This is a genomic window from Niveispirillum irakense DSM 11586 (assembly GCF_000429645.1).
Classification (GTDB): domain Bacteria; phylum Pseudomonadota; class Alphaproteobacteria; order Azospirillales; family Azospirillaceae; genus Niveispirillum; species Niveispirillum irakense.
On record NZ_AUCG01000022.1, the window covers coordinates 108,743 to 128,030 of the forward strand.

General features: G+C 62.6%; 18 protein-coding genes. 10 read left to right on the top strand and 8 right to left on the bottom strand.

The annotated features are described in order from the left end of the window. From G473_RS0111110 to G473_RS0111120, 3 genes are read right to left on the bottom strand one after another with little or no spacing between them, the layout of a single operon-like run. A complete protein-coding gene (locus G473_RS0111110; RefSeq protein WP_029013157.1) occupies positions 1-867 on the bottom strand; it encodes an ABC transporter permease in 867 nt (288 codons plus the stop codon). An 8-nt stretch (positions 868-875) separates the two neighbouring features. Next, positions 876-1,796 carry an ABC transporter permease gene (locus G473_RS0111115; RefSeq protein ID WP_029013158.1) on the bottom strand — a complete coding sequence of 307 codons (921 nt, stop codon included), beginning with the start codon at positions 1,794-1,796 and terminating at the stop codon, positions 876-878. Position 1,797: 1 nt separating this feature from the next. Next, positions 1,798-3,306: an ABC transporter substrate-binding protein gene (locus G473_RS0111120; RefSeq protein WP_210163291.1), complete on the bottom strand. Its 1,509-nt coding sequence runs from the start codon at positions 3,304-3,306 to the stop codon at positions 1,798-1,800. A 164-nt stretch (positions 3,307-3,470) separates the two neighbouring features. Here G473_RS0111120 and G473_RS0111125 point away from each other — a divergent pair, with 164 nt between their 5' ends. Genes G473_RS0111125 through G473_RS0111140 form a run of 4 tightly spaced genes read left to right on the top strand, consistent with a single transcriptional unit; the run spans position 3,471 to position 8,050 of the window. Then, positions 3,471-4,607, top strand: coding sequence for an ROK family transcriptional regulator (locus tag G473_RS0111125; protein WP_029013160.1), 1,137 nt, complete (start codon positions 3,471-3,473; stop codon positions 4,605-4,607). Positions 4,608-4,620: 13 nt separating this feature from the next. Beyond that, the gene (locus G473_RS0111130) at positions 4,621-6,054 is read left to right on the top strand and encodes a M81 family metallopeptidase (RefSeq protein ID WP_029013161.1); all 1,434 of its coding nucleotides are present in this window, start codon (positions 4,621-4,623) and stop codon (positions 6,052-6,054) included. Then, positions 6,054-7,079, top strand: a complete 1,026-nt coding sequence (locus tag G473_RS0111135; protein ID WP_035706731.1) for an ABC transporter ATP-binding protein — start codon at positions 6,054-6,056, stop codon at positions 7,077-7,079. Before G473_RS0111130 ends, G473_RS0111135 begins: the two co-directional genes overlap by 1 nt. Then, on the top strand, positions 7,076-8,050 hold the full coding sequence (locus tag G473_RS0111140; protein WP_029013163.1) for an ABC transporter ATP-binding protein: 975 nt from the start codon (positions 7,076-7,078) through the stop codon (positions 8,048-8,050). Before G473_RS0111135 ends, G473_RS0111140 begins: the two co-directional genes overlap by 4 nt. A gap of 42 nt (positions 8,051-8,092) precedes the next feature. On the opposite strand, the gene mog is transcribed toward G473_RS0111140, so the two are convergent. The 3 genes from mog to G473_RS0111160 form a co-directional block, all read right to left on the bottom strand. Next, positions 8,093-8,617 carry a molybdopterin adenylyltransferase gene (mog, locus tag G473_RS0111145; protein WP_029013164.1) on the bottom strand — a complete coding sequence of 175 codons (525 nt, stop codon included), beginning with the start codon at positions 8,615-8,617 and terminating at the stop codon, positions 8,093-8,095. 109 nt (positions 8,618-8,726) lie between these two features. Next, positions 8,727-10,760: a TonB-dependent receptor gene (locus tag G473_RS0111150; protein ID WP_210163292.1), complete on the bottom strand. Its 2,034-nt coding sequence runs from the start codon at positions 10,758-10,760 to the stop codon at positions 8,727-8,729. A gap of 665 nt (positions 10,761-11,425) precedes the next feature. After that, positions 11,426-12,139, bottom strand: a complete 714-nt coding sequence (locus G473_RS0111160) for a cyclic nucleotide-binding domain-containing protein (RefSeq protein ID WP_029013167.1) — start codon at positions 12,137-12,139, stop codon at positions 11,426-11,428. 305 nt (positions 12,140-12,444) lie between these two features. On the opposite strand from G473_RS0111160, the gene napE reads away from it, so the two are divergent. Genes napE through G473_RS0111190 form a run of 6 tightly spaced genes read left to right on the top strand, consistent with a single transcriptional unit; the run spans position 12,445 to position 16,857 of the window. Beyond that, positions 12,445-12,603 (top strand): periplasmic nitrate reductase, NapE protein, encoded by a 159-nt coding sequence (gene napE / locus G473_RS29895; protein ID WP_084437974.1) that lies wholly within the window; start codon positions 12,445-12,447, stop codon positions 12,601-12,603. A 13-nt stretch (positions 12,604-12,616) separates the two neighbouring features. Further along, positions 12,617-12,925: a 4Fe-4S dicluster domain-containing protein gene (locus G473_RS26420; protein ID WP_051330160.1), complete on the top strand. Its 309-nt coding sequence runs from the start codon at positions 12,617-12,619 to the stop codon at positions 12,923-12,925. Next, positions 12,922-13,191, top strand: coding sequence for a chaperone NapD (locus G473_RS0111175; protein ID WP_029013168.1), 270 nt, complete (start codon positions 12,922-12,924; stop codon positions 13,189-13,191). The genes G473_RS26420 and G473_RS0111175 overlap by 4 nt, the downstream gene beginning before the upstream one ends. Beyond that, a complete protein-coding gene (gene napA / locus G473_RS0111180; protein ID WP_029013169.1) occupies positions 13,188-15,689 on the top strand; it encodes a nitrate reductase catalytic subunit NapA in 2,502 nt (833 codons plus the stop codon). Before G473_RS0111175 ends, napA begins: the two co-directional genes overlap by 4 nt. Positions 15,690-15,691: 2 nt before the next feature. Then, positions 15,692-16,222, top strand: coding sequence for a nitrate reductase cytochrome c-type subunit (locus tag G473_RS0111185; protein ID WP_029013170.1), 531 nt, complete (start codon positions 15,692-15,694; stop codon positions 16,220-16,222). Continuing rightward, positions 16,222-16,857: a NapC/NirT family cytochrome c gene (locus G473_RS0111190; protein WP_029013171.1), complete on the top strand. Its 636-nt coding sequence runs from the start codon at positions 16,222-16,224 to the stop codon at positions 16,855-16,857. The genes G473_RS0111185 and G473_RS0111190 overlap by 1 nt, the downstream gene beginning before the upstream one ends. Positions 16,858-16,940: 83 nt before the next feature. Here the strand turns inward: G473_RS0111190 and G473_RS0111195 are convergent, their stop codons facing one another. Both G473_RS0111195 and G473_RS26425 read right to left on the bottom strand, forming a co-directional pair. Then, the gene (locus tag G473_RS0111195) at positions 16,941-17,423 is read right to left on the bottom strand and encodes a DUF3237 family protein (RefSeq protein ID WP_029013172.1); all 483 of its coding nucleotides are present in this window, start codon (positions 17,421-17,423) and stop codon (positions 16,941-16,943) included. A 46-nt stretch (positions 17,424-17,469) separates the two neighbouring features. Further along, a complete protein-coding gene (locus G473_RS26425; protein ID WP_051330161.1) occupies positions 17,470-19,134 on the bottom strand; it encodes a CocE/NonD family hydrolase in 1,665 nt (554 codons plus the stop codon). Between the last annotated feature and the right edge of the window lie 154 nt (positions 19,135-19,288).

Below are 19,288 nucleotides of genomic sequence, written 5' to 3' on the forward strand. Positions count from 1 at the left end.
TCAGCTTCTCGGGTCAAGCAGGTCGCGCAGACCGTCGCCGAGGATGTTGAAACCAAGCACGGTCAGCATGATCGCCAGACCGGGAAACAGGGACATATAGATATTCACGCCCAGATAGTTGCGCCCATCGCTCATCATCGCCCCCCATTCCGGCATGGGCGGCTGTGCCCCCATACCCAGGAAGGACAGGCTGGCCGCTGACAAAACCACCGTGCCCGCCGTCAGGGTGGATTGCACGATGACGGGGCCAAGGGCGTTGCGCAGGATATGGTCGAACATGATGCGCGGGGTGGATGCCCCCAGGGCGCGTGCCGCCTCCACATAATCCATGCTTTTCAGGCCCAAAGCCACGTTGCGCATCAACCGCGCATAGACCGGTACGGAGAAAATGGCGATGGCGATCAACAGGTTGAACAGGCCCGGCCCCAGGATGGAGACGATCAGGATGGCCAGCACCACGCCGGGAAAGGCGAACAGCACATCCATAGTCCACATGATCACCTGATCGACCAGCCCGCCAATGGTGCCGGCGGCCAGCCCCAGCGGCACGCCCACCAAAACCGCCAACCCGACGCCCACCACCACTTCCAGCAGGGACAACCGCGCGCCATAGAGCACACGGGCCAGCAGGTCGCGGCCATTATCATCGGTGCCGAACGGATGTTCCCAACTGGGCGGCAGCAAAGCGTCCGACAGCACCTGTTCATAAGGATCGGCGGGCGACAGCAGCGGGGCCAGGATGGCGGCCAGCAGCACCAGCCCCACCAGCAAGCCGCCGATGAAGATGCTGCGGCGACGGGACAACCAGCGCCGGCGGCGACGCGCCTTGCTGTCCGTGGGGGCCAGGGCGGCAGTGATCTCGGTCATGTCGGCCCTCAATCAAACCGGATGCGGGGATTGATGGCCGCGATCAGCATCTCGGCCAGGAAATTCATCATGACGACGGCAGTGACGGCCACCAGGGTGACGCCCTGCACCGTCGGGTAATCGCGGAACCGTACAGAGTCCACCAGCAGCCGGCCCAGGCCGGGCCAGTTGAACACGGATTCCGTCACCACGGCCCCGCCCAACATGCTGCCGAAATTCAGCCCGATGATGGTGACGATGGGCACCAGGGCATTGCGCAGCGCGTGCTTGCGCATCACCACCCGTTCCGGCAGGCCCTTGGCGCGGGCGGTGCGGATATAATCCTGGCCCACCACCTCAATCATCGAGGCGCGCGTCATGCGGGCAATCACCGCCGTGGGCATCACGGCCAGGGTGATGGCCGGCATGATATAGTGCTTCCAGCTTCCCGACCCCATCAGCGGCAGCCAGCCCAGTTCCACCGCGAAATAATTCATCGCCAGCAGGGCCAGCCAGAAATTGGCGATGGAGGCGCCGGCAATGGCGAACAGCATGGTCAGCTGATCGGGCCAGCGGTTGCGGTTGATCGCCGCCGCCATGCCCGCCGACAGGCCGACGGAAATGGCGATGCCATAGGCAACCAGGGCCAGCGAGATGGTCTTGGGCAGCCGTTCGGCGATTTCCACTGTCACCGGTCGGCCCGACCGGATGGAAGTGCCGAGATCGCCGCCCAAAGCCGACCCAGCAAAGCGCAGATATTGCAGCGGCAGGGGATCATCCAGCCCCAGGCGGACACGCATGGCATCGACCGCCTCCTGCGGTGCCTCTGGTCCTGCCATCAGGCGCGCGGGATCGCCCGGCAGGGCCCGCAGCGCCACGAAGACCAGCAGCGAAACCCCCAGCAGGATCAGCGGCAGGGTGACGAGTTTTTTCAGCAGATATGTGGGCATGTTAAGGCTTCACCGCATCGCGCACGGCGATGCCGCCGCCCGGTTCCGTCCACAGGTTCTGGATGTTGGCCTGCGCGGCGAACAGATCCTTCTTATAATAAAGCAGCACATGCGGCGCGTCGGTATTGATCAGCTTCTGCGCCTCCCCATAGAGCGCGTTGCGCGCCGCCTCGTCCGCTGTCGCCGACGCCTTGTCCAGCAAGCCATCCAAAGCGGGCGATGAATAGAAGCCCAGATTGGCCCCAGTCGGCACGAAGCTGGCCGTGTGGTAGAGCGGGCGCAACTGCATATCCGCCCCATTCACCCCCGATGACCAGGATGTGAGGATGGCGCCCGTACCTTCCTTGGCCTTTTGATCCGGGTTAGCGAAGGCAGCATTGGACCAGACGCCGCTTTCCATCTTGCGAACCTCCAGCTTCACGCCGATCTTGGCCCACATGCCTTGCAGCACCTCGGCAATGCGCGCCTCTGGTTCCTGCACAGCGACCGACAGGCTGAACCCGTCCGGCAAGCCGGCCTGGACCAGCAGTTCCTTGGCCTTGACGGGGTCGAACGGATAGGGGTTCAGGCTGGCATCATAGCCGGGCGTGACGGGGGAGAGCGGGGAATTGGCCGGGCGGCCAAAGCCGAACATGATCGCCTTCACCAGGGCCGCCCTGTCGGTGGCCAGGTTCAGGGCCTGGCGCACCCGCACATCATCCAGCGGCTTCTGTTTCAGGTTCAGCGCCACGAAGAACACCACCGCCCCGTCGCTTTCATGCAGCGTCAGGGCGGTATTGGCCTTGACCATGCGGGCAAAAACCGGCGGCAGCGGGTTGACAATATCCACCTCCCCCGCCTGGATCGCCATGTTCAGCACGGATTGTTCGGCGGTCCAGGTCCATTTGATCCGTTCCGTCCCGCCCGGCTTGCCCCAATAACCGGGAAAGCGTTCTTCCAGCACATATTCGCCGGAACGATATTCCACCAGCCGGTAAGGCCCGGTGCCCACGGCCAAGCGGGACAGGGTGCCGGCAGCATCGGCCTTGGGGCTGACCATCAGGGCAGGCCCGGTGGTCAGCAGCGACAGAAAGGCCGGGTACGGCCCCTTCAGGGTGAACTGTACATTCATCTCATCCAGCGCCACCACGCTGGCCAGCACCTGCCGGATGCGGCCGGATGCCGCCAAGCCGCGCTTGCTATCCAGATGGCGCTGGAAATTCTTTACCACCACATCGGCGTTGAACGGCGTGCCGTCATGGAAGCCGACGCCGGGCCGCAGCTTGAAGGTCCAGACCAGCCCGGCGGCATCGCTGGACCATTCGGTGGCCAGCGCCGGCTCCAGCTGCAACTGCTTGTTCCGGCGGACCAGCCCTTCATAAAGCGGTTCCAGCACCGTGTAGGTGAAGGTCGCTGTCTGGTCGCCAGGGTCCATGCTGCGCGGCGCCTCATTCTGCAACACGTTCAACGTCGCCGCAGGGGCCGCCAAAGGCAGCCCCGCCAGCAGCCCGGCTAACAGGGTGGCAGCCACAAAGGCACCCGTCCTGACAATTGGCAACCCATGCGCCTTCATCGGTTTGAAACCCCTGCCCAGCAGCAAACTTTACCAACCCTACCAAAAGACTCTTCACTTTTGAACTAATTATGCGTACTAATTTTACGAATTGAACTTAACCCTCAGGGCCAAAGCCGCCAATGCTCACCCCCACCCAACGTCAGGCCCTGCGCACCATCGCGGAAGGCGGGCCGCTCAGCCGCAGCGATCTGGCCGACCGGCTGGATCTCAGCAAGGCGGCGATGACGACGCTGGTGCGTGACCTGATTCAGGGCGGCGTCCTGCGGGAGACGGAGACGGTGCGCGGCCTGGGTCGGCCTTCCATCCTGCTGGGCATCAACCCGGCTTCCGCCTATTTCGTCGGTATCTCGCTGATTGACGATCCGATGATGATGGTGATGACGGACCTGAATGGCGATATTGCCGCCCAGGCCGCATTGCCCCGGTCGCGTGACCCGCTGGCCGTCGTGCAGGACATCGCAGCCGGCATCAGCCTGCTTCTGGAAGGCAAGCCGGTACGGCGGGACCAGTTGGCCGGCATTGGCATTACGCTGTCCGGTCTGGTGGACCCATCGCAGGGCATTTGCCTGCAATCCACCCTGCTGGGCTGGCAGGATGTGCCGCTTGCAACCATGGTAGAAGGGGCAACCGGCCTGCCCACCTATATGGAAAATGATGCCAAGGCTGTCGCCATCAGCCAGCATCTCTATGGTCCTGCCCGTGATGTGCGGTCTTTCTGTCTGGTGTCCGTCGGGGCCGGCATTGGTTCTGCCCATGTGATTGACGGGCAGCTTTACCGGGGCCGCCGGGGTGGTGCGGGGGAAATTGCCCATTGCACCATTGAAATCGGCGGCCGGCCCTGCCGCTGCGGCAAACGCGGCTGCCTGGATACCATCGCCTCGGTCAGTGCCATTCTGGGTGAGGCGGCTTCATCCGGCCTGCCCTGCCAAAGCGTGGCGGAACTGGAAGCCCTGGCTGCCACCGGTGAAGCCCGCGCCGTGCGCATCCTGCACCATGCCGGTGAGGCGCTGGGGCTGGCCATCGCTCATATCATCCAGATCAACGACCCCGAACTGATCCTGATCACCCAGGATGAGGCGCCGCTGGACGGGCTGATCGGCCGGGCCATGCGGCAGGCCATTGATGCCCATGTGCTGCCCCTTTCGGCTGGGCAAACCCCCATCCACATCGTTCCCACCCAGCCCGATCATTGGGCGCGCGGGGCGGCTGGTCTGGTGGCACACAAATTCTTCCACGATCCCGATTTCTTCCAATAAAGGCACCTGGACCATGCGCATCGCTGTCGGCGGCATCCATATTGAATGTTCGACCTACAACCCCGTGCTGAACCGGGCAGAGGATTTCATGGTCGTGCGCGGTGACGCGCTGCTGGCGGCCCCCCGCTTTGCCTTTCTGGAAGATTATCCGGCCCAGTTCCTGCCCACCATCCATGCCCGCGCCATTGCCGGCGGGCCGGTAGCGCGGGAAACCTATGAAGCGTTCAAGGCCGAATTCCTGGAACGGCTGGGCGCCACCCTGCCCATCGACGGCCTGTATCTGGCCATGCATGGCGCCATGTTCGTGGAAGGGATGGAGGATGCGGAGGGCGACTGGATCAGTGCCGCCCGCGCCCTGGTCGGCCCTGACTGCCCGATTAGCGTCAGCTATGACCTGCATGGCAATGTCTCGCAGCGGATCATCGATGCGATCGACATGTATTCCACCTACCGCACCGCCCCGCATATTGATGTGGAAGAGACGATGCGCCGCGCCGTCACCATGCTGGTGCGCACGCTGGCAACGGGGGTGAAGCCTACCCTGCTTTGGGCCCCTATCCCCGTGGTGCTGCCGGGCGAGCGCACCTCCACCGTCGATGAACCGGCCAAAAGCCTCTATGCCATGCTGCCGGAGATTGATGCCATTCCCGGTATCTGGGATGCGTCGCTGATGGTGGGCTATGTCTGGGCGGATGAGCCGCGCGCCACCGCCGCCGCCATTCTGACCGGCACCGACCGTGATGTGCTGGAACGGGAAGCTAAGCGCATTGCCCAGGCCTATTGGGATGCGCGTGACCAGTTCGTGTTCGGCACCGATACCGGCAGCATCGAAGAATGCGTCGCCAAGGCCATGGCCAGCCCCACCCACCCGCTGGTGCTGGCCGACAGCGGTGACAACCCCACCGGTGGCGGGGTGGGCGACCGGGCGGATGTGCTGGGTGAGTTGATCCGCCAGGGGGCCGATGGGGTGATCATCGCCGCCATCACCGACCTGCCGGCCCTGGAAGCGGCGTTTGCTGCTGGCGAAGGTGCGGAAATCACGGTGAGTGTGGGGGCAACGCTGGACCCCGCCAGCCCACGCGTGACGGTGACGGCGCAGGTGACGCGCCTCATCAACCATGAGGTGCCGGCGGAACGCGAAGCGGTGCTGACGCTGGGCGGTATCACCCTGGCGCTGGCGGCCCGCCGCCGCCCCTATCACAATATCGCCGACTTCACCCGCCTGGGGCTGGACCCGCTGGCGGCCAAGATCGTCGTTGTCAAATCGGGCTATCTGTCGCCCGAACTGGCCCCCATCGCCAACCCGGCGCTGATGGCGCTGTCGCCCGGCGTGGTGGACCAGTTTGTGGAGCGGCTGCCCCGCAACCGTAAAGTGACACCAACCTATCCGTGGGACCGTGATCTCAGCTTCACGCCCGTGGCCACGCTGTCGGCCCGGTCGCGCTGATGATCCGCATCGAAGCCCCGCCGGTTCTGGAGGTTCGTGACCTGCAAACCTGGTTCGATACCGAACGCGGGCTGGTGCGGTCGGTGGATGGTGTCAGTTTTTCCGCCCGGCCCGGTGAAACCGTGGCCATTGTGGGCGAAAGTGGATCAGGCAAAAGTGTCACCAGCCTTTCGGTGATGCGCCTGATTGCGGCCCCGGCAGGAAAGATCATGGGGGGATCGATCCTGTTCCGGGGCCGCGACGGAGGTTTGCGCGATCTGGTGACCGCCGATGCGGCAACCATGCGCACCCTGCGCGGCAATGAAATCTCGATGATTTTTCAGGAGCCGATGACCTCCCTCAACCCGGTCTATCCGGTGGGGGACCAGATTGCCGAAGCCATTGCCCTGCATCGCAACCTGGGTCGGAAACAGGCGTGGGCGGAGGCGGTGCGGATGCTGGAATTGGTGGGAATTCCAGCATCCGCCACACGCGCCAAGGATTATCCGCACCAGATGTCGGGCGGGATGCGCCAGCGGGTGATGATCGCCATGGCGCTGGCCTGCCGCCCGCTGCTGCTGATCGCCGATGAACCGACGACCGCCCTGGATGTCACCATCCAGGCGCAGATTCTGGAGCTGATGCGCCAGGCGCAGCGCGAGATGGGCATGGCGATCCTGTTCATCACCCATAATCTGGGTGTGGTGGCGGAAATGGCCGACCGGGTGGTGGTGATGTATGGCGGGCGGGTGGTGGAATCCGGCCCGATTGATCAGGTGTTCCGCACCCCGCTGCATCCCTATACGCGCGGGCTGATGGCCAGCGTGCCGGGATCGCCCTTCCGTTTCCGCGATGCACGCGGGCGGCTGCGGCTGCAGGCAATCCCCGGCAATGTGCCGGACCCGCGCCACCTGCCGCCCGGCTGCGCCTTTGCCAGCCGCTGCGCCGATGCGACCGACGCCTGCACCGCCGCGATGCCTGTGTTGGAAGCTGTGGCGGCTGACCATCAGGTGCGTTGCCTGCGCTGGAAGGAACTGCTGCCATGAACGCCCCGTTGCTGGATGTGCGTGACCTGACGACGACCTTCCCGGTCGGCAGCAATCTGCTGGGCCGTCCGAAGGCGAAGGTTCATGCGGTGGATCAGGTCAGTTTCTCCGTCGCGCGCGGGGAAATGGTGGGGCTGGTGGGGGAATCCGGTTCCGGCAAGACGACGGTGGGCCGGTCCATCCTGCGGCTGACGCAACCCACATCCGGTGCCGTCAGTTTCGACGGCACCGATATATTGAGCCTGAAACCCTCCGCTTTTCAGGCTTACCGCCGGCGGATGCAACTGATCTTCCAGGACCCGTTTGCCAGCCTGGACCCGCGCAAGAATATTGAAGGCATCATCGCTGAACCGCTTTCCATCCACCGGCTGCTGCCGCGTGCCCAGTGGCGCGACCGCATCGCCGAACTGCTGGGGATGGTGGGGCTGACGCCCGAGGCGATGAAACGGTATCCGCATGAATTTTCCGGCGGCCAGCGCCAGCGCATCGGCATTGCCCGCGCCCTGGCGGTGAAACCGGATTTCATCGTCGCCGATGAACCGGTCTCCGCGCTCGACGTTTCCATCCAGGCGCAGGTCTTGAACCTGTTGCAGGATTTGCAGGCCGATCTGGGCCTGACCATGCTGTTCATCTCCCACGATCTGGCCGTGGTGGAACATGCTTGTGACCGCATCGTGGTGATGTATATGGGCCGGATCATGGAGACGGCCAACACCGCCGATCTTTATGCCAATCCCCGCCACCCCTATACCCGCGCCCTGCTGTCGGCCGTGCCCTCGCTTGATCTGGACCGGCGGCGGGAGAAGATCATCCTGAAAGGCGATATCCCCAGCCCGATCAACCCGCCCAGCGGCTGCGTCTTCCGCACCCGCTGTCCGCACGCGACAGAGATTTGCGCGCGAGAGAGGCCAGTGCTGGCGGAAGCCAGCCCCGGCCATGCGGTTGCCTGCCTGCGGGCGGGAGAGATTTGAGGATAGGGTAGAAAGCCGGGGCCTTGACCCACCTATATCGCCTTATCCCGGTCGAAAGGCCCGACAGATTGCGGAATTGGTTTCCAACCTCGCCGCCCCGATCAGGTCCAGGCAATAGGGGATGGCCGGAAACACCGCCTTCAGGCACAGGTCGATGGCCGATGGTTTACCGGGAAGATTGACGATCAGCGACCGACCGCGCAGGCCGGCTGTCTGGCGTGACAGGATGGCGGTTGGCACCTGTTTCAGGCTTTCCATCCGCATCAATTCCCCAAAACCTGGCAACATCCGGTCGCATACTGTTTCCGTGGCCTCCGGCGTTACATCGCGCGGGGCCGGGCCGGTGCCGCCGGTGGTGACGACAAGACAGCAGCCATCATCACACAATGCGGCCAAAGCCGCCTCGATCATCGGGCGATCATCCGGGACGCAGCGCCGCAGCGCCTCGAACGGTGTTGCCAGAATGGCCCGCAAGCTCGCCTCCACCGCAGGCCCTCCCTTATCCTCATAGATGCCCTGGCTGGCTCGGTCGGAGATGGTGAGGATACCGATACGGGGGAGGTTCATGTCTCAAGCTTCCTGGATCGAAGGCAACCGGCTTTACCCAACTGCGAGACTGCAACCATGACAGCATCAACCCGCCGCAACATTGCGTCGGGTCAATACCGGCCCATAATCAGAAGCGCAGGTTCACCGTGCCATAGACGGCGCGGCCATCGCCCGGCGAATGCAGGCTCTGCGCCCCATCCCACCAGACATATTCATAATCCGTGTCGGTCAGGTTCTTGACCTGCAAGGACAGATCGACATTGTCATTGAGACGATAGGTGATTTCAGCGGCCAGCAGCACATAATCCCCGAATTTGCCGGTGCTGTTGGTCTGTTCCAGATAATAACGGCTCTGGCCATTGGCGGAGAGGGACAGGGTGATATCGTCTGCCGCCTGCACATCAATCCCACCGGAGAACAGGCGCGCCGGGATATGGTCGATGCGCTTGCCCCGGCTGGCGGGGTTGGCCGGGTCCGGCGTTTCGATCACCGCCCGCTGCCAGGCCATGGCCATCCAGACTTCCAGCCAGCCCAGCGGGCGGAGATTGACCTGGGCATCCACCCCTTCCCGCTTGGTGCCGCCCAGATTGTCGAAATCGCCCAGCGGGTCGTTCAGCTTGCGCTTCACCTCCCCCGTCGCCGTCTGCTCCCAATAGGCCAGCCGGCTTTCCAGCCAGCGGGCTGGGGCATATTTCACCCCTGTTTCCCAACCTTCATTGGTGGAAGGCGCCAGATCGGTCACGCGCGGCGGGATTTTATAGGCACCCGATCCGGCGCCAATCTGGAAGGTGCGGCCCCAATTGGCATAAAGCGTCACCCCGCCGCCGGCCGCCAGGGCGGCGCTGATTTTCGGCTGCTTGATGTTGCCATAATCATTGATGCTGTAATCGCGCCCGGTCAGCCCGTCATGGAAATCGCCTTCCACCTTGTCCACCCGATAGGCTGGCACGATGGTCAGATAGTCGGTGGGCTGGATCACCGCCTGCACATAGGCGCCATAGACATCCAGATCGAATGTCTGGTCACGGGTCTGGCGCACCCGCCGGCGCTGCTGCGTCTGGAACCGCAGGCTTTCATTATCCTGAATCTGGAAATCGCCGCCGGCTTCCAGCATCACGCTGTGCAGGCCGAAATCCGGCAGATGATAATGGAGGGCGGCGATGCCACCCCATTGCCATTCATCGGCCACCCGCTCCTGCTGGGCGACATTGGCAGAAAACTGCACCCAGCGCTCATCCTTCAGCCGGTTGACGTAAGCCTTGGCGGTGGCCCCCAGATGGTCGCCCAGATCCAGGTCCAGATGCAGGCTGGCCTGTGTCGTCTCCCGCTCCCCCTCGTCACTGTCGGAGAAGCGGTAGGATTGGGAGGGATTGCTGGCCGCGTCCGCCCGCGTCAGATAGCCCGGCTCCTGCGCATCATGGCGGCCATAGCGGATGCTGGCGCCGATGCGGCTGTCGCCATCGCCCAGGCGGTAGAACCATTTCGCTGATGCCGCCCCGCGCTCAGCCTTGCCATGGTCGCGGTAACCATCGGTATGGCGGAAGGCGGCCATATAGTTCTGGCTCAGCCGGTCACCCTCAAAACCGGCCACGCTTTGCAGGTCGATGGTGCCGAAACTGCCGACAGTGGCGCGGGCGCGACGGTAATTGCCACCGGTCAGGGTGCGCATGTCGGCACTGCCGGCGATGGCGTTCAGGCCCCAGCGCGGATCATTGGTGCCGCGCACGGTTTCAATGGATGCCAGTTCAAGCGGGAAGACGGCATCAATGAAGGGCATATTGCCATCATTGCTATTGCTGGGAATGCCATCGATCAAAAGCTTGACGGCATTGATCTCCCCTTCCCCATTAAACCCGCGGAAGGAGAATTTGCCCGACGACGTGCCCTGGTTGAAATCCGTCAACAACACGCCGGGCATGCGGCCCAGCAACTCCCAGCTATTATCGACAACCTGCCGCTCCAACTGGTCGGCCCCCAGCAGATCGACGGAACTGTAAAGATTGCTGCTGGACCGCACCATACGCTGGGCGGTGACCACAACCTCACCAATGGTGAAGCTGGAATCAGCACTCTGCGCGGTGGCATCGCCAAAGGCTGCCAGAGACAGGGCAAACAGCGAACCACAGCCCAGCAGGAAGGTGCGGGTGGACAGTTTTTTCATGATTACTACTCAAGGCGGAAACAGGCGCAGTCGCACGCCTGCGCAACCCGGCATTGACCGGGCGCATGAAGAGGATAAACGCGATGGAGAGGTTTCAGGCCGTCTGGCCGAGGGGCGGTCCGCGCGCCAGACGCATCCGCGACGAAATGGGCCGCGCTGTCAGCGACGGCTTGGCGACCAGCAGATCAACTGTTTGGTCCAGACCGGGGGTGACGACCAAAAAATCAGCAGATGGTATCGGGACAATCTGACTGAAGACGAGCGCAAAGGGGCACGGATCCACCCTGTCCCTGTCCGTACCAGACTGGCCGTCAGGGGATTTGGCCACCCCGCTGCAAATGACCAGCACGGGCCCGCTTTCCGCCCATGTCGATACGTCCGGCATGGTCCCCACAGGGATCATCGCCCGTATCAGCATGACAAATAGAAGAAAGCGCAGCATCAGGAACCGGACCAGAAGGGAATATGCCGACCAAATCGGCTCGTATAGCGTGACCAAACAGGGGAACCTATCAAGAATAGGCTCACTGCGTCGCCGTTGTGCGGTCAACACGGATGATTGGTCAAGTAGTGTCAGATAAAGGACACTCGCTTGTTGATCCAGGTCAAGCTCCGCCCCCTTTTGGCAACAGACTTTCCGTCGCTGGCGGACCGATAACTTTTTATCACTCCGCAATGATGGAGAGTGGCCCTTCATCTGCATCAATCAACGGGGCTGGGCGGGAAAAGGCAACCAACCGGTCGCGATCCTGAATGATCAGCCGACCGCCCTGTACTGCCAGCCCATGATCGCGCAGGGCGGAAAAGGCGCGTGATAGATTCTCAGCCGTCATCCCCAGCCGGGATGCCAGGGTGCGCTTGTCAAAAGGCAGCGTCACCTCATCAGCCTCGCCCGCCAGAGCCAGCACATAACATCCCAGGCGCTGTACACCCGTCCGCAGCTTCAAATCCTTGATCTGACGGACCAGCCGGCGGAAATGCTGCGCCAGTTCTGCCATCACCGGGGTGGACAGGTCAGGATCGGCCGCCACCGCCCGGCGAAAGGCGCCGGTTTCCAATAACAATATGCGAGAGGGCACCAAGGTACGGGCGGACATCAGATAGGGGGCGCCCGTCAGGGCTGCTGCAAGGATAAAACTGTCAACCGGGAACAGGATATCCACCACCGCCTCGTTCCCATCCTGATCGCGGGCAAACAGCTCCACCCCGCCTTCCAGCAGCACCATCAGGAAATCGGCCTGCTCCCCCTCGTTGAACAGCAGGGTGCCACGTGGATAGCGTTGCAAAGACCCGCCAGCGACCAAGCCTGATAACTGGTCCTCAGTCACCTTGGCGAATATGGGAATATTGCGCACCAGGATCAGATCATCGGGTTTCATTATCATCGTCATCTGAACAGAGGAGGTCGCCGGATAGGTAGGGCATAGGGCTATCGCCCGTCAACACCACCCGACACAAACTGCCAAGCGACGCTCCACCATAAGGGTCGATATATAGATAATACAGAATAATTGATAATTATCAATTAATGAGATTGAATTAATCAATGTCGATGTATTTTAAAATACATAGCGTTATTGATTACATATTTTTGCCTATACATAGAATTGATCCTGATCAATGCTTGCTTATCACCCTCCGCGCTATTGGTTTTCTGGGCAAACAATAGATCTGGCAGGTCGTAATGGACACCACCCCCACCCGGCACGGCAAACGCTTTGAACTACTGACCTTCGCCTTTCTGGCCTTCGGTCTGATCCCGGTGCTCTCCATCGGGGTGGTGGCTGCCTATGGCTTCGCTGTCTGGATATACCAGATGTTCGCCGGCCCGCCGGGCATGTGACGGGGGACGTGTCATGGAAACAAGGCTATCCCGCCGCGCCCTGTTCGGACGCGGGCCAGACCCTGCCATCCCCCGTCCCGCTGATCTACCCGTCGGCCCGCCGCTCGCTATCATTGCTGCCCATTGTCTGGCGGAAACCGGTGCCTATTGCCGGACCTGCGGCGATGCCTGCCCGGAAGGCGCCATCCGCTTTCTGTTGCAGCCGCGTGGGCGGGCACGGGCGGATGTGGATGGGGACCGCTGCACCGGCTGCGGTGACTGCCTGGGCCCCTGCCCCGTCGGCGCCATCCAGCTTGCCCCCCGCTATGGAGACAGCGCATGAGCGATGAAATCCACATTTCCAGCCTGATCGTCCATGCCCGCCCGGATGCGCTGGCCGGCATCGCCGACCGCATCCAGGCGCTGGGGGGCGAGATCGTGCCCAGTGCCGGCGATGCCAGCCGGCTGATCGTGCTGATCGAACAGCCCAGCGCCCGCGCCACGGCGGACCTGCTGGATGCCATCAATGTCCTTCAGGGCGTCTACAGCGCCCTTCCCGTCTATCACCACGCCGAACCAGCGGTGTGCCTTGCGGAGCCCATGCCATGACACTGACCCGCCGCGATTATCTGAAGGCCCAGGCTGCCGCGACGGCGGCCGCCACCGCCGGCGTCACCCTGCAGGCCGGCGCCACGCAATTACCCACCGGCATGGATGCCAAGGTGAAATGGTCCAAGGCCGCCTGCCGCTTCTGCGGCACCGGTTGCAGTGTCATGGTGGGGGTGAAGGAAGGCCGCATCGTCGCCACCCATGGCGACCAGAAGGCCGAGGTGAACCGGGGCCTGAACTGTGTGAAGGGCTATTTCCTGTCCAAGATCATCTATGGCCAGGACCGGCTGACCACGCCGATGCTGCGCATGAAGAACGGCCAGTACGCCAAGGAGGGGGATTTCACCCCCATCAGCTGGGATCAGGCCTTTGACATCATGGCCGAGAAATGGAAGGCCACGCTGAAGGCCAAGGGGCCGGAAGCCATCGGCATGTTCGGGTCCGGGCAATGGACGGTGCATGAAGGCTATGCCGCCGTCAAACTGATGAAGGCCGGCTTCCGCTCCAACAATATCGATCCCAATGCCCGGCACTGCATGGCGTCGGCCGTGGCCGGTTTCATGCGCACCTTCGGCATTGATGAGCCGATGGGCTGTTACGATGATATCGAAGCCGCCGACGCCTTTGTGCTGTGGGGCAGCAACATGGCGGAGATGCACCCCGTCCTGTGGACCCGCGTCACCGACCGCCGCCTGTCCAACCCGGATGTGAAAGTGGCGGTGCTGTCCACCTTCGAACATCGCTCGTTTGAGTTGGCGGACATCCCCATGGTGTTCACGCCGCAGACCGATCTGGCCATCCTGAACTATATCGCCAACCACATCATCCAGACCGGGCGGGTGAACAAGGATTTCGTCAATAAGCATACGACGTTCGTGAAGGGCCGCACCGATATCGGCTATGGGCTGCGGCCCGACAATCCGCTGGAAAAGGCGGCCAAGAATGCCGGCAACGCCAATGAGTCCGACCCGATCAGTTTTGAGGAATTTGCCGCCTTCGTCGCCCCCTATACGCTGGAGAAGGTGGCCGCCCAGTCCGGCGTGCCAGCAGCTAGGCTGAAGGCGCTGGCGGAGCTTTACGCCGACCCGAAGATCAAGGTCACCAGCTTCTGGACCATGGGCTTCAACCAGCATACGCGCGGCGTCTGGGCCAATAATCTTTGCTATAATATCCATCTGCTGACGGGGAAAATCTCCCAGCCCGGCAACAGCCCCTTCTCGCTCACCGGTCAGCCCAGCGCCTGCGGCACGGCGCGGGAGGTTGGCACCTTCTCCCACCGGCTGCCCGCCGACATGGTGGTGACGAATGCCGAACACCGCGCCCATGCCGAACATCTGTGGAAGCTGCCGGAAGGCACCATCCCGGCCAAACCCGGCTTCCATGCCGTGCAGCAGGACCGGATGCTGAAGGATGGCAAGCTGAACTGCTACTGGGTGCAGGTGAACAACAATATGCAGGCGGCCCCCAATACGGGGAACGAGACCTGGCCCGGCTATCGCAACCCGGACAATTTCATCGTCGTCTCAGACGCTTACCCCACCGTCACCACCATGGCGGCCGATCTGGTGCTGCCCGCCGCCATGTGGGTGGAAAAGGAAGGCGCTTACGGCAATGCCGAGCGCCGCACCCAGGTCTGGCACCAGCTGGTGAACGCGCCAGGCGACGCGCGGTCGGACCTGTGGCAGTTGGTGGAATTCTCCAAACGCTTCAAGGTGGAAGAGGTCTGGCCGGAGGAATTGCTGGCCAAGGCCCCGGAATTCCGCGGCAAGACCCTGTTCGATATCCTTTATCGCAACGGGCAGGTGGACAGGTTCCCCCTCAGCGAATGCGACCCGGCCTATGAAAACCGCGAGTCCAAGGAACTGGGCTTCTATCTGCAAAAGGGGCTGTTTGAGGAATATGCCAGCTTTGGCCGGGGCCATGGCCATGATCTGGCCCCCTATGAGCGCTATCACGAAGAACGCGGCCTGCGCTGGCCGGTGGTGAATGGCCAGGAAACGCGCTGGCGTTTCCGCGAAGGCAGCGACCCCTATGTGCCGGCGGGCGAAGGGATGCGCTTTTACGGGCATAAGGATGGCAAGGCCCGCATCTTCGCCCTGCCCTATGAACCGCCGGCCGAAAGCCCGGACACGGATTATCCGTTCTGGCTGTCCACCGGCCGGGTGCTGGAACATTGGCACTCCGGTTCCATGACACGCCGCGTGCCGGAACTGCACCGCGCCGTGCCGCAGGCGCTCTGCTACATGCATCCCGATGATGCCCAAGCGATGAATGTGCGGCGCGGGCAGGAAGTGCTGGTGGCCTCGCGTCGGGGTCAGGTGCGGGCGCGGGTGGAAACGCGCGGCCGCAACAAGCCGCCGCGCGGGCTGGTCTTCGTGCCCTGGTTTGATGCCGATGTGCTGATCAACCGCGTCACGCTGGATGCCACCGACCCGATCTCCAAACAGACCGACTTCAAGAAATGCGCCGTGCGCATCACGCCGGTCCAGGGGGCATGATCATGAAGAACCTCCGTACCGCCCTGATCCTTTCCCTGCTGGCGGCCTTGCCCGTGCTGGGCGTGCCGGTGGCGCAGAAAGCCTTCGCCACCGATCCGGCCCCCAGCGCCACCATCCGCGACATTACCGCCAGCGGTCGCCCGGCCTTCACCGGGGCCGAGGGGCTGACCGTGCAGGAAGCACCGCCCATCCCGAAGGATGCCACCGACGACCGCCGCCGCCAGCGCAATTATCCTGAACAGCCGCCGGTGATCCCGCATCAGATCGTGGGCTATCAGTTAGACCTGCGCGCCAATAAGTGCCTGACCTGCCATGCGCGGGAATTTACCGGCGACAGTCAGGCGCCGATGATCTCCGTCACCCATTTCCAGGATCGGGATGGGCAGGTGCTGGGGGCTGTGTCGGCGCGGCGCTATTTCTGCCTGCAATGCCATGTGCCGCAGGCCGATGTGCAGCCGCGCGTGCCCAATGACTTCCGCGATGTGGATAGCGTGATCCGCGAAGCCCACCCCACAGCGAAGGGGGGTAAATGATGGGTATCATCCGCCGTGCGCTTGATATGGCCAAATGGGCCTGGACGGTCTTCAACCGCCCTGCCGGCCATCTGGGGATCGGCTTCCTTACCATCGGCGGCTTTGTGGCTGGTGTGCTCTGGTGGGGTGGGTTCAACACTGCATTGGAAATGACCAACAAGGAGGCGTTCTGCATTGGCTGCCATGAGATGAAGGACAATCCCTATGCCGATCTGAAACAGACCATCCATTATTCAAACCGGTCCGGGGTACGCGCTACCTGTCCCGATTGCCATGTGCCCCATAACTGGACCGATAAGATCGCCCGCAAGATGCAGGCCTCCAAAGAGGTCTGGGGCAAGATTTTCGGCACCGTGAACACGCCGGAGAAATTCGAGGCCAAGCGCAAGGAGCTGGCCAGCCACGAATGGGCCCGGTTGAAGGCCAACAATTCCCTGGAATGCCGTAATTGCCATAGCGCCGACAGCATGGATATCACCCGCCAGGGCGCGCGGGGGGCCGAGGCGCACCAGCGCTTCCTGTTCACCGGTCAGGCCACCTGCATCGACTGTCACAAGGGCATCGCCCACCGGCTGCCCGACATGACCGGCGTGCCGATCTGGACAATGCCGCAGCAAGCGGCGGCCCCTCATTAATCAATGGGGCGGTGGATGCAGAGATTTGGACAGACACCCTGCACCCACCGCCCCATAGAGCCCGCCCTTGCACCCTCTCCCGCTTACAGAAGCTTGAAGTAATGAATCCGGTTGGCGCCCGGCGTCTTCTCTGCCACGCCGACAAAGACATGCTTGGCCAGCCAGTCATAAGGGCCAGCCGGAACATCGAATTTCGGGGAGACACGCATATAATAATCGGATGGGTCGACAGGTTCGTTCCGCGACAGCCGCTCCGCCGCCTCCGGCGTATAGGCCCAGCGATAGCCCCGGTTCTGGAGATAGATGATGGTGCCATCCTCCAGTTCCAGCAGATAGCGCGCATCGAAATCGATCACCCCGTCCGGGCGCAGCAGCGGCCAGTCACCACCGCTCATCGGCACGACGCGGCCTTTGATACCCGGTCCCTCAACAGTGCCTTCCGCCGCATAGATGGCGGCACGGGTCGCCCCCATATTGGTTGGGCGCAGCCAATAGGGTTTGGTCAGCGTGATGCCGATTGAAAAAGCGAATTCAAAACGCGGGGCAAAGGGATGCGGTTCAGACATGATGGGTCCTTATCAAACGGAAATTTCTTGGATGCCGACGGGAAATTCAGGCTGGTGGAATGAGGGGCACCAGGAGGTGGGAATCATAGGGGCCACCCGTCTTCACGATATGCTGGCCGCGATTGCGTAAATCCTCATGCCGGGCGAAGGCCAGCCCATAGCGGTCATGATCGTAGATGTCGCGCCCCTGCACGGTCAGACGCAGCCCCTCCCCCGCGGCAAAATGGACGGAAGTCGGCCAGATCTCGATCTCCACCGGCACCGGGGCGTCAGCGGGCAGCGGCACTTCCCGGTCATGGCGATGTACCGGCTGCCAGGGGGTGGATGCCGCCTCGTCCAACGCACGGTGTGAGGCCCGCAACCAGCCCAGGGCCAGCGGCCCATCATCATATAGCGCATAGAAGGTGAAGGGGACGCGGTCGCCCGACCGGTCAAGCTTATCCAGCCCGACGAACAGATCCATATCATCGGCGCCGTCTGCCTGCACCCACAGGCGCAGCTTGAAATGGCCTGTCAGTTCCGTTTCCTTATCGAATACGATGTCAAAGGAAGCGCTTCCCGTCTGCGCGTCGTAACGCGCCTCCGCCGCCTGCGCGACGGGAATGGCACTCATCGTGCTTTGGGCAGCGTCAAGATAGAGCGGTTGATATTCGGTACGGGCCAGGGGCCAGGCCGCTTCATCCCGGAAATCTCCCTCGCTGCCGGTTTCGCGTACCTGGATGCGCACGCGCGGCCAGTCCGCCACGCCGGTCTCCTGTCCCTTCAGGAACTGGTCGAAGAACTGGCGCTGCAGCGCGACATTTTCCGGCATGTAATAATGCCGCCATTTCTTCTGGCCATGCACCAGCAGCCATTTCTGGTCCGACACCATGCGCTTATATGCTTCCAGCGTGCCGCGCGTGTGCAGGCCATGATCGGACCAACTGGCGACGATGAAGGTCGGCAGATCAATGGCATCCAGGTCCAAAGCCTTGCTTTGCCAATATTCATCAATCAAAGGATGGGCCCGCACATTGCCGGCCGTATCTTCCGTGCGTGTGGTAGACCAGTTCAGACTCATCGTCGCGCGGTCGACAAAATTGGTCTCCCGGATGCCGCCATGATAGGCGAACTCCCGGTACCAGTCGGAAAAGCCCTCCCAAGGGTTCAGCGCGGCTAGATGCGGCGGCTTCAGCGGCGCCACCAGATACTGGATGCAGGCCAGATAGGAAACGCCGGTCATGCCGACCTTGCCATTACACCAGGGCTGAACGCCCAGCCATTCAATCAGATCGTAACAATCTTCCGCTTCGCCAATCCCGTTGTGCCGCAACTCACCTTCGGAGAGCCAGGCGCCGCGCGGGTCGGGATAGCAGATGGCATAGCCATGGCGGCACCAATAGGCCGGGTCCGGCGCCTCGAACGCCGTATGGCGAGAGTTCCAGCCGTCCTCTATACCGGCCGGTGGCCAGAGATTGGCGGCCTTGCCATGCTTGCCATAAGGGCTCCAGCCCAGCAGGACCGGCAGGTCACGCTCCCCCGCCGCCCCTTCCGGGCGGTAGATGTCCACATAGATCGTGACGCCGTCACGCATCACCACTGGCAGGTTACGCTCAAAAACCAGCCCATCTTCCACGATACGGGCATAATCCTTTGGCGGTAGCGGGGGCTTATAGGGGTTTGTCGCCGGGTCACGGCCCGCAATCATCTTCAACTCGAAAGCGCCGGCCATGGCCGTCTCCGTCCCTTGTTTTTGGTTTTATACCAACCTCCCTTGATCGTGACCGATCAAGGGAGGTTTTGTTGTCCCTCAGTCGCCGGGCGCTGCCATCCGGCAGCTTGGCTTCACGGCGCACGAGCGCCGGGCTGGCGGTCGCCAGCCTCTA

What these genes read in the sequence shown, in the direction of transcription:
- napA (WP_029013169.1), top strand. Translation starts at nt 13,188, where the DNA reads ATGACACTGACCCGCCGCGATTATCTGAAGGCCCAGGCTGCCGCGACG.
- G473_RS0111140 (WP_029013163.1), top strand. Translation starts at nt 7,076, where the DNA reads ATGAACGCCCCGTTGCTGGATGTGCGTGACCTGACGACGACCTTCCCG.
- G473_RS0111110 (WP_029013157.1), bottom strand. Translation starts at nt 867, where the DNA reads ATGACCGAGATCACTGCCGCCCTGGCCCCCACGGACAGCAAGGCGCGT.
- G473_RS0111130 (WP_029013161.1), top strand. Translation starts at nt 4,621, where the DNA reads ATGCGCATCGCTGTCGGCGGCATCCATATTGAATGTTCGACCTACAAC.
- G473_RS0111190 (WP_029013171.1), top strand. Translation starts at nt 16,222, where the DNA reads ATGGGTATCATCCGCCGTGCGCTTGATATGGCCAAATGGGCCTGGACG.
- G473_RS0111115 (WP_029013158.1), bottom strand. Translation starts at nt 1,796, where the DNA reads ATGCCCACATATCTGCTGAAAAAACTCGTCACCCTGCCGCTGATCCTG.
- napE (WP_084437974.1), top strand. Translation starts at nt 12,445, where the DNA reads ATGGACACCACCCCCACCCGGCACGGCAAACGCTTTGAACTACTGACC.
- G473_RS0111135 (WP_035706731.1), top strand. Translation starts at nt 6,054, where the DNA reads ATGATCCGCATCGAAGCCCCGCCGGTTCTGGAGGTTCGTGACCTGCAA.
- G473_RS0111150 (WP_210163292.1), bottom strand. Translation starts at nt 10,760, where the DNA reads ATGAAAAAACTGTCCACCCGCACCTTCCTGCTGGGCTGTGGTTCGCTG.
- G473_RS0111185 (WP_029013170.1), top strand. Translation starts at nt 15,692, where the DNA reads ATGAAGAACCTCCGTACCGCCCTGATCCTTTCCCTGCTGGCGGCCTTG.
- G473_RS0111175 (WP_029013168.1), top strand. Translation starts at nt 12,922, where the DNA reads ATGAGCGATGAAATCCACATTTCCAGCCTGATCGTCCATGCCCGCCCG.
- mog (WP_029013164.1), bottom strand. Translation starts at nt 8,617, where the DNA reads ATGAACCTCCCCCGTATCGGTATCCTCACCATCTCCGACCGAGCCAGC.
- G473_RS26425 (WP_051330161.1), bottom strand. Translation starts at nt 19,134, where the DNA reads ATGGCCGGCGCTTTCGAGTTGAAGATGATTGCGGGCCGTGACCCGGCG.
- G473_RS0111125 (WP_029013160.1), top strand. Translation starts at nt 3,471, where the DNA reads ATGCTCACCCCCACCCAACGTCAGGCCCTGCGCACCATCGCGGAAGGC.
- G473_RS0111195 (WP_029013172.1), bottom strand. Translation starts at nt 17,423, where the DNA reads ATGTCTGAACCGCATCCCTTTGCCCCGCGTTTTGAATTCGCTTTTTCA.
- G473_RS26420 (WP_051330160.1), top strand. Translation starts at nt 12,617, where the DNA reads ATGGAAACAAGGCTATCCCGCCGCGCCCTGTTCGGACGCGGGCCAGAC.
- G473_RS0111160 (WP_029013167.1), bottom strand. Translation starts at nt 12,139, where the DNA reads ATGAAACCCGATGATCTGATCCTGGTGCGCAATATTCCCATATTCGCC.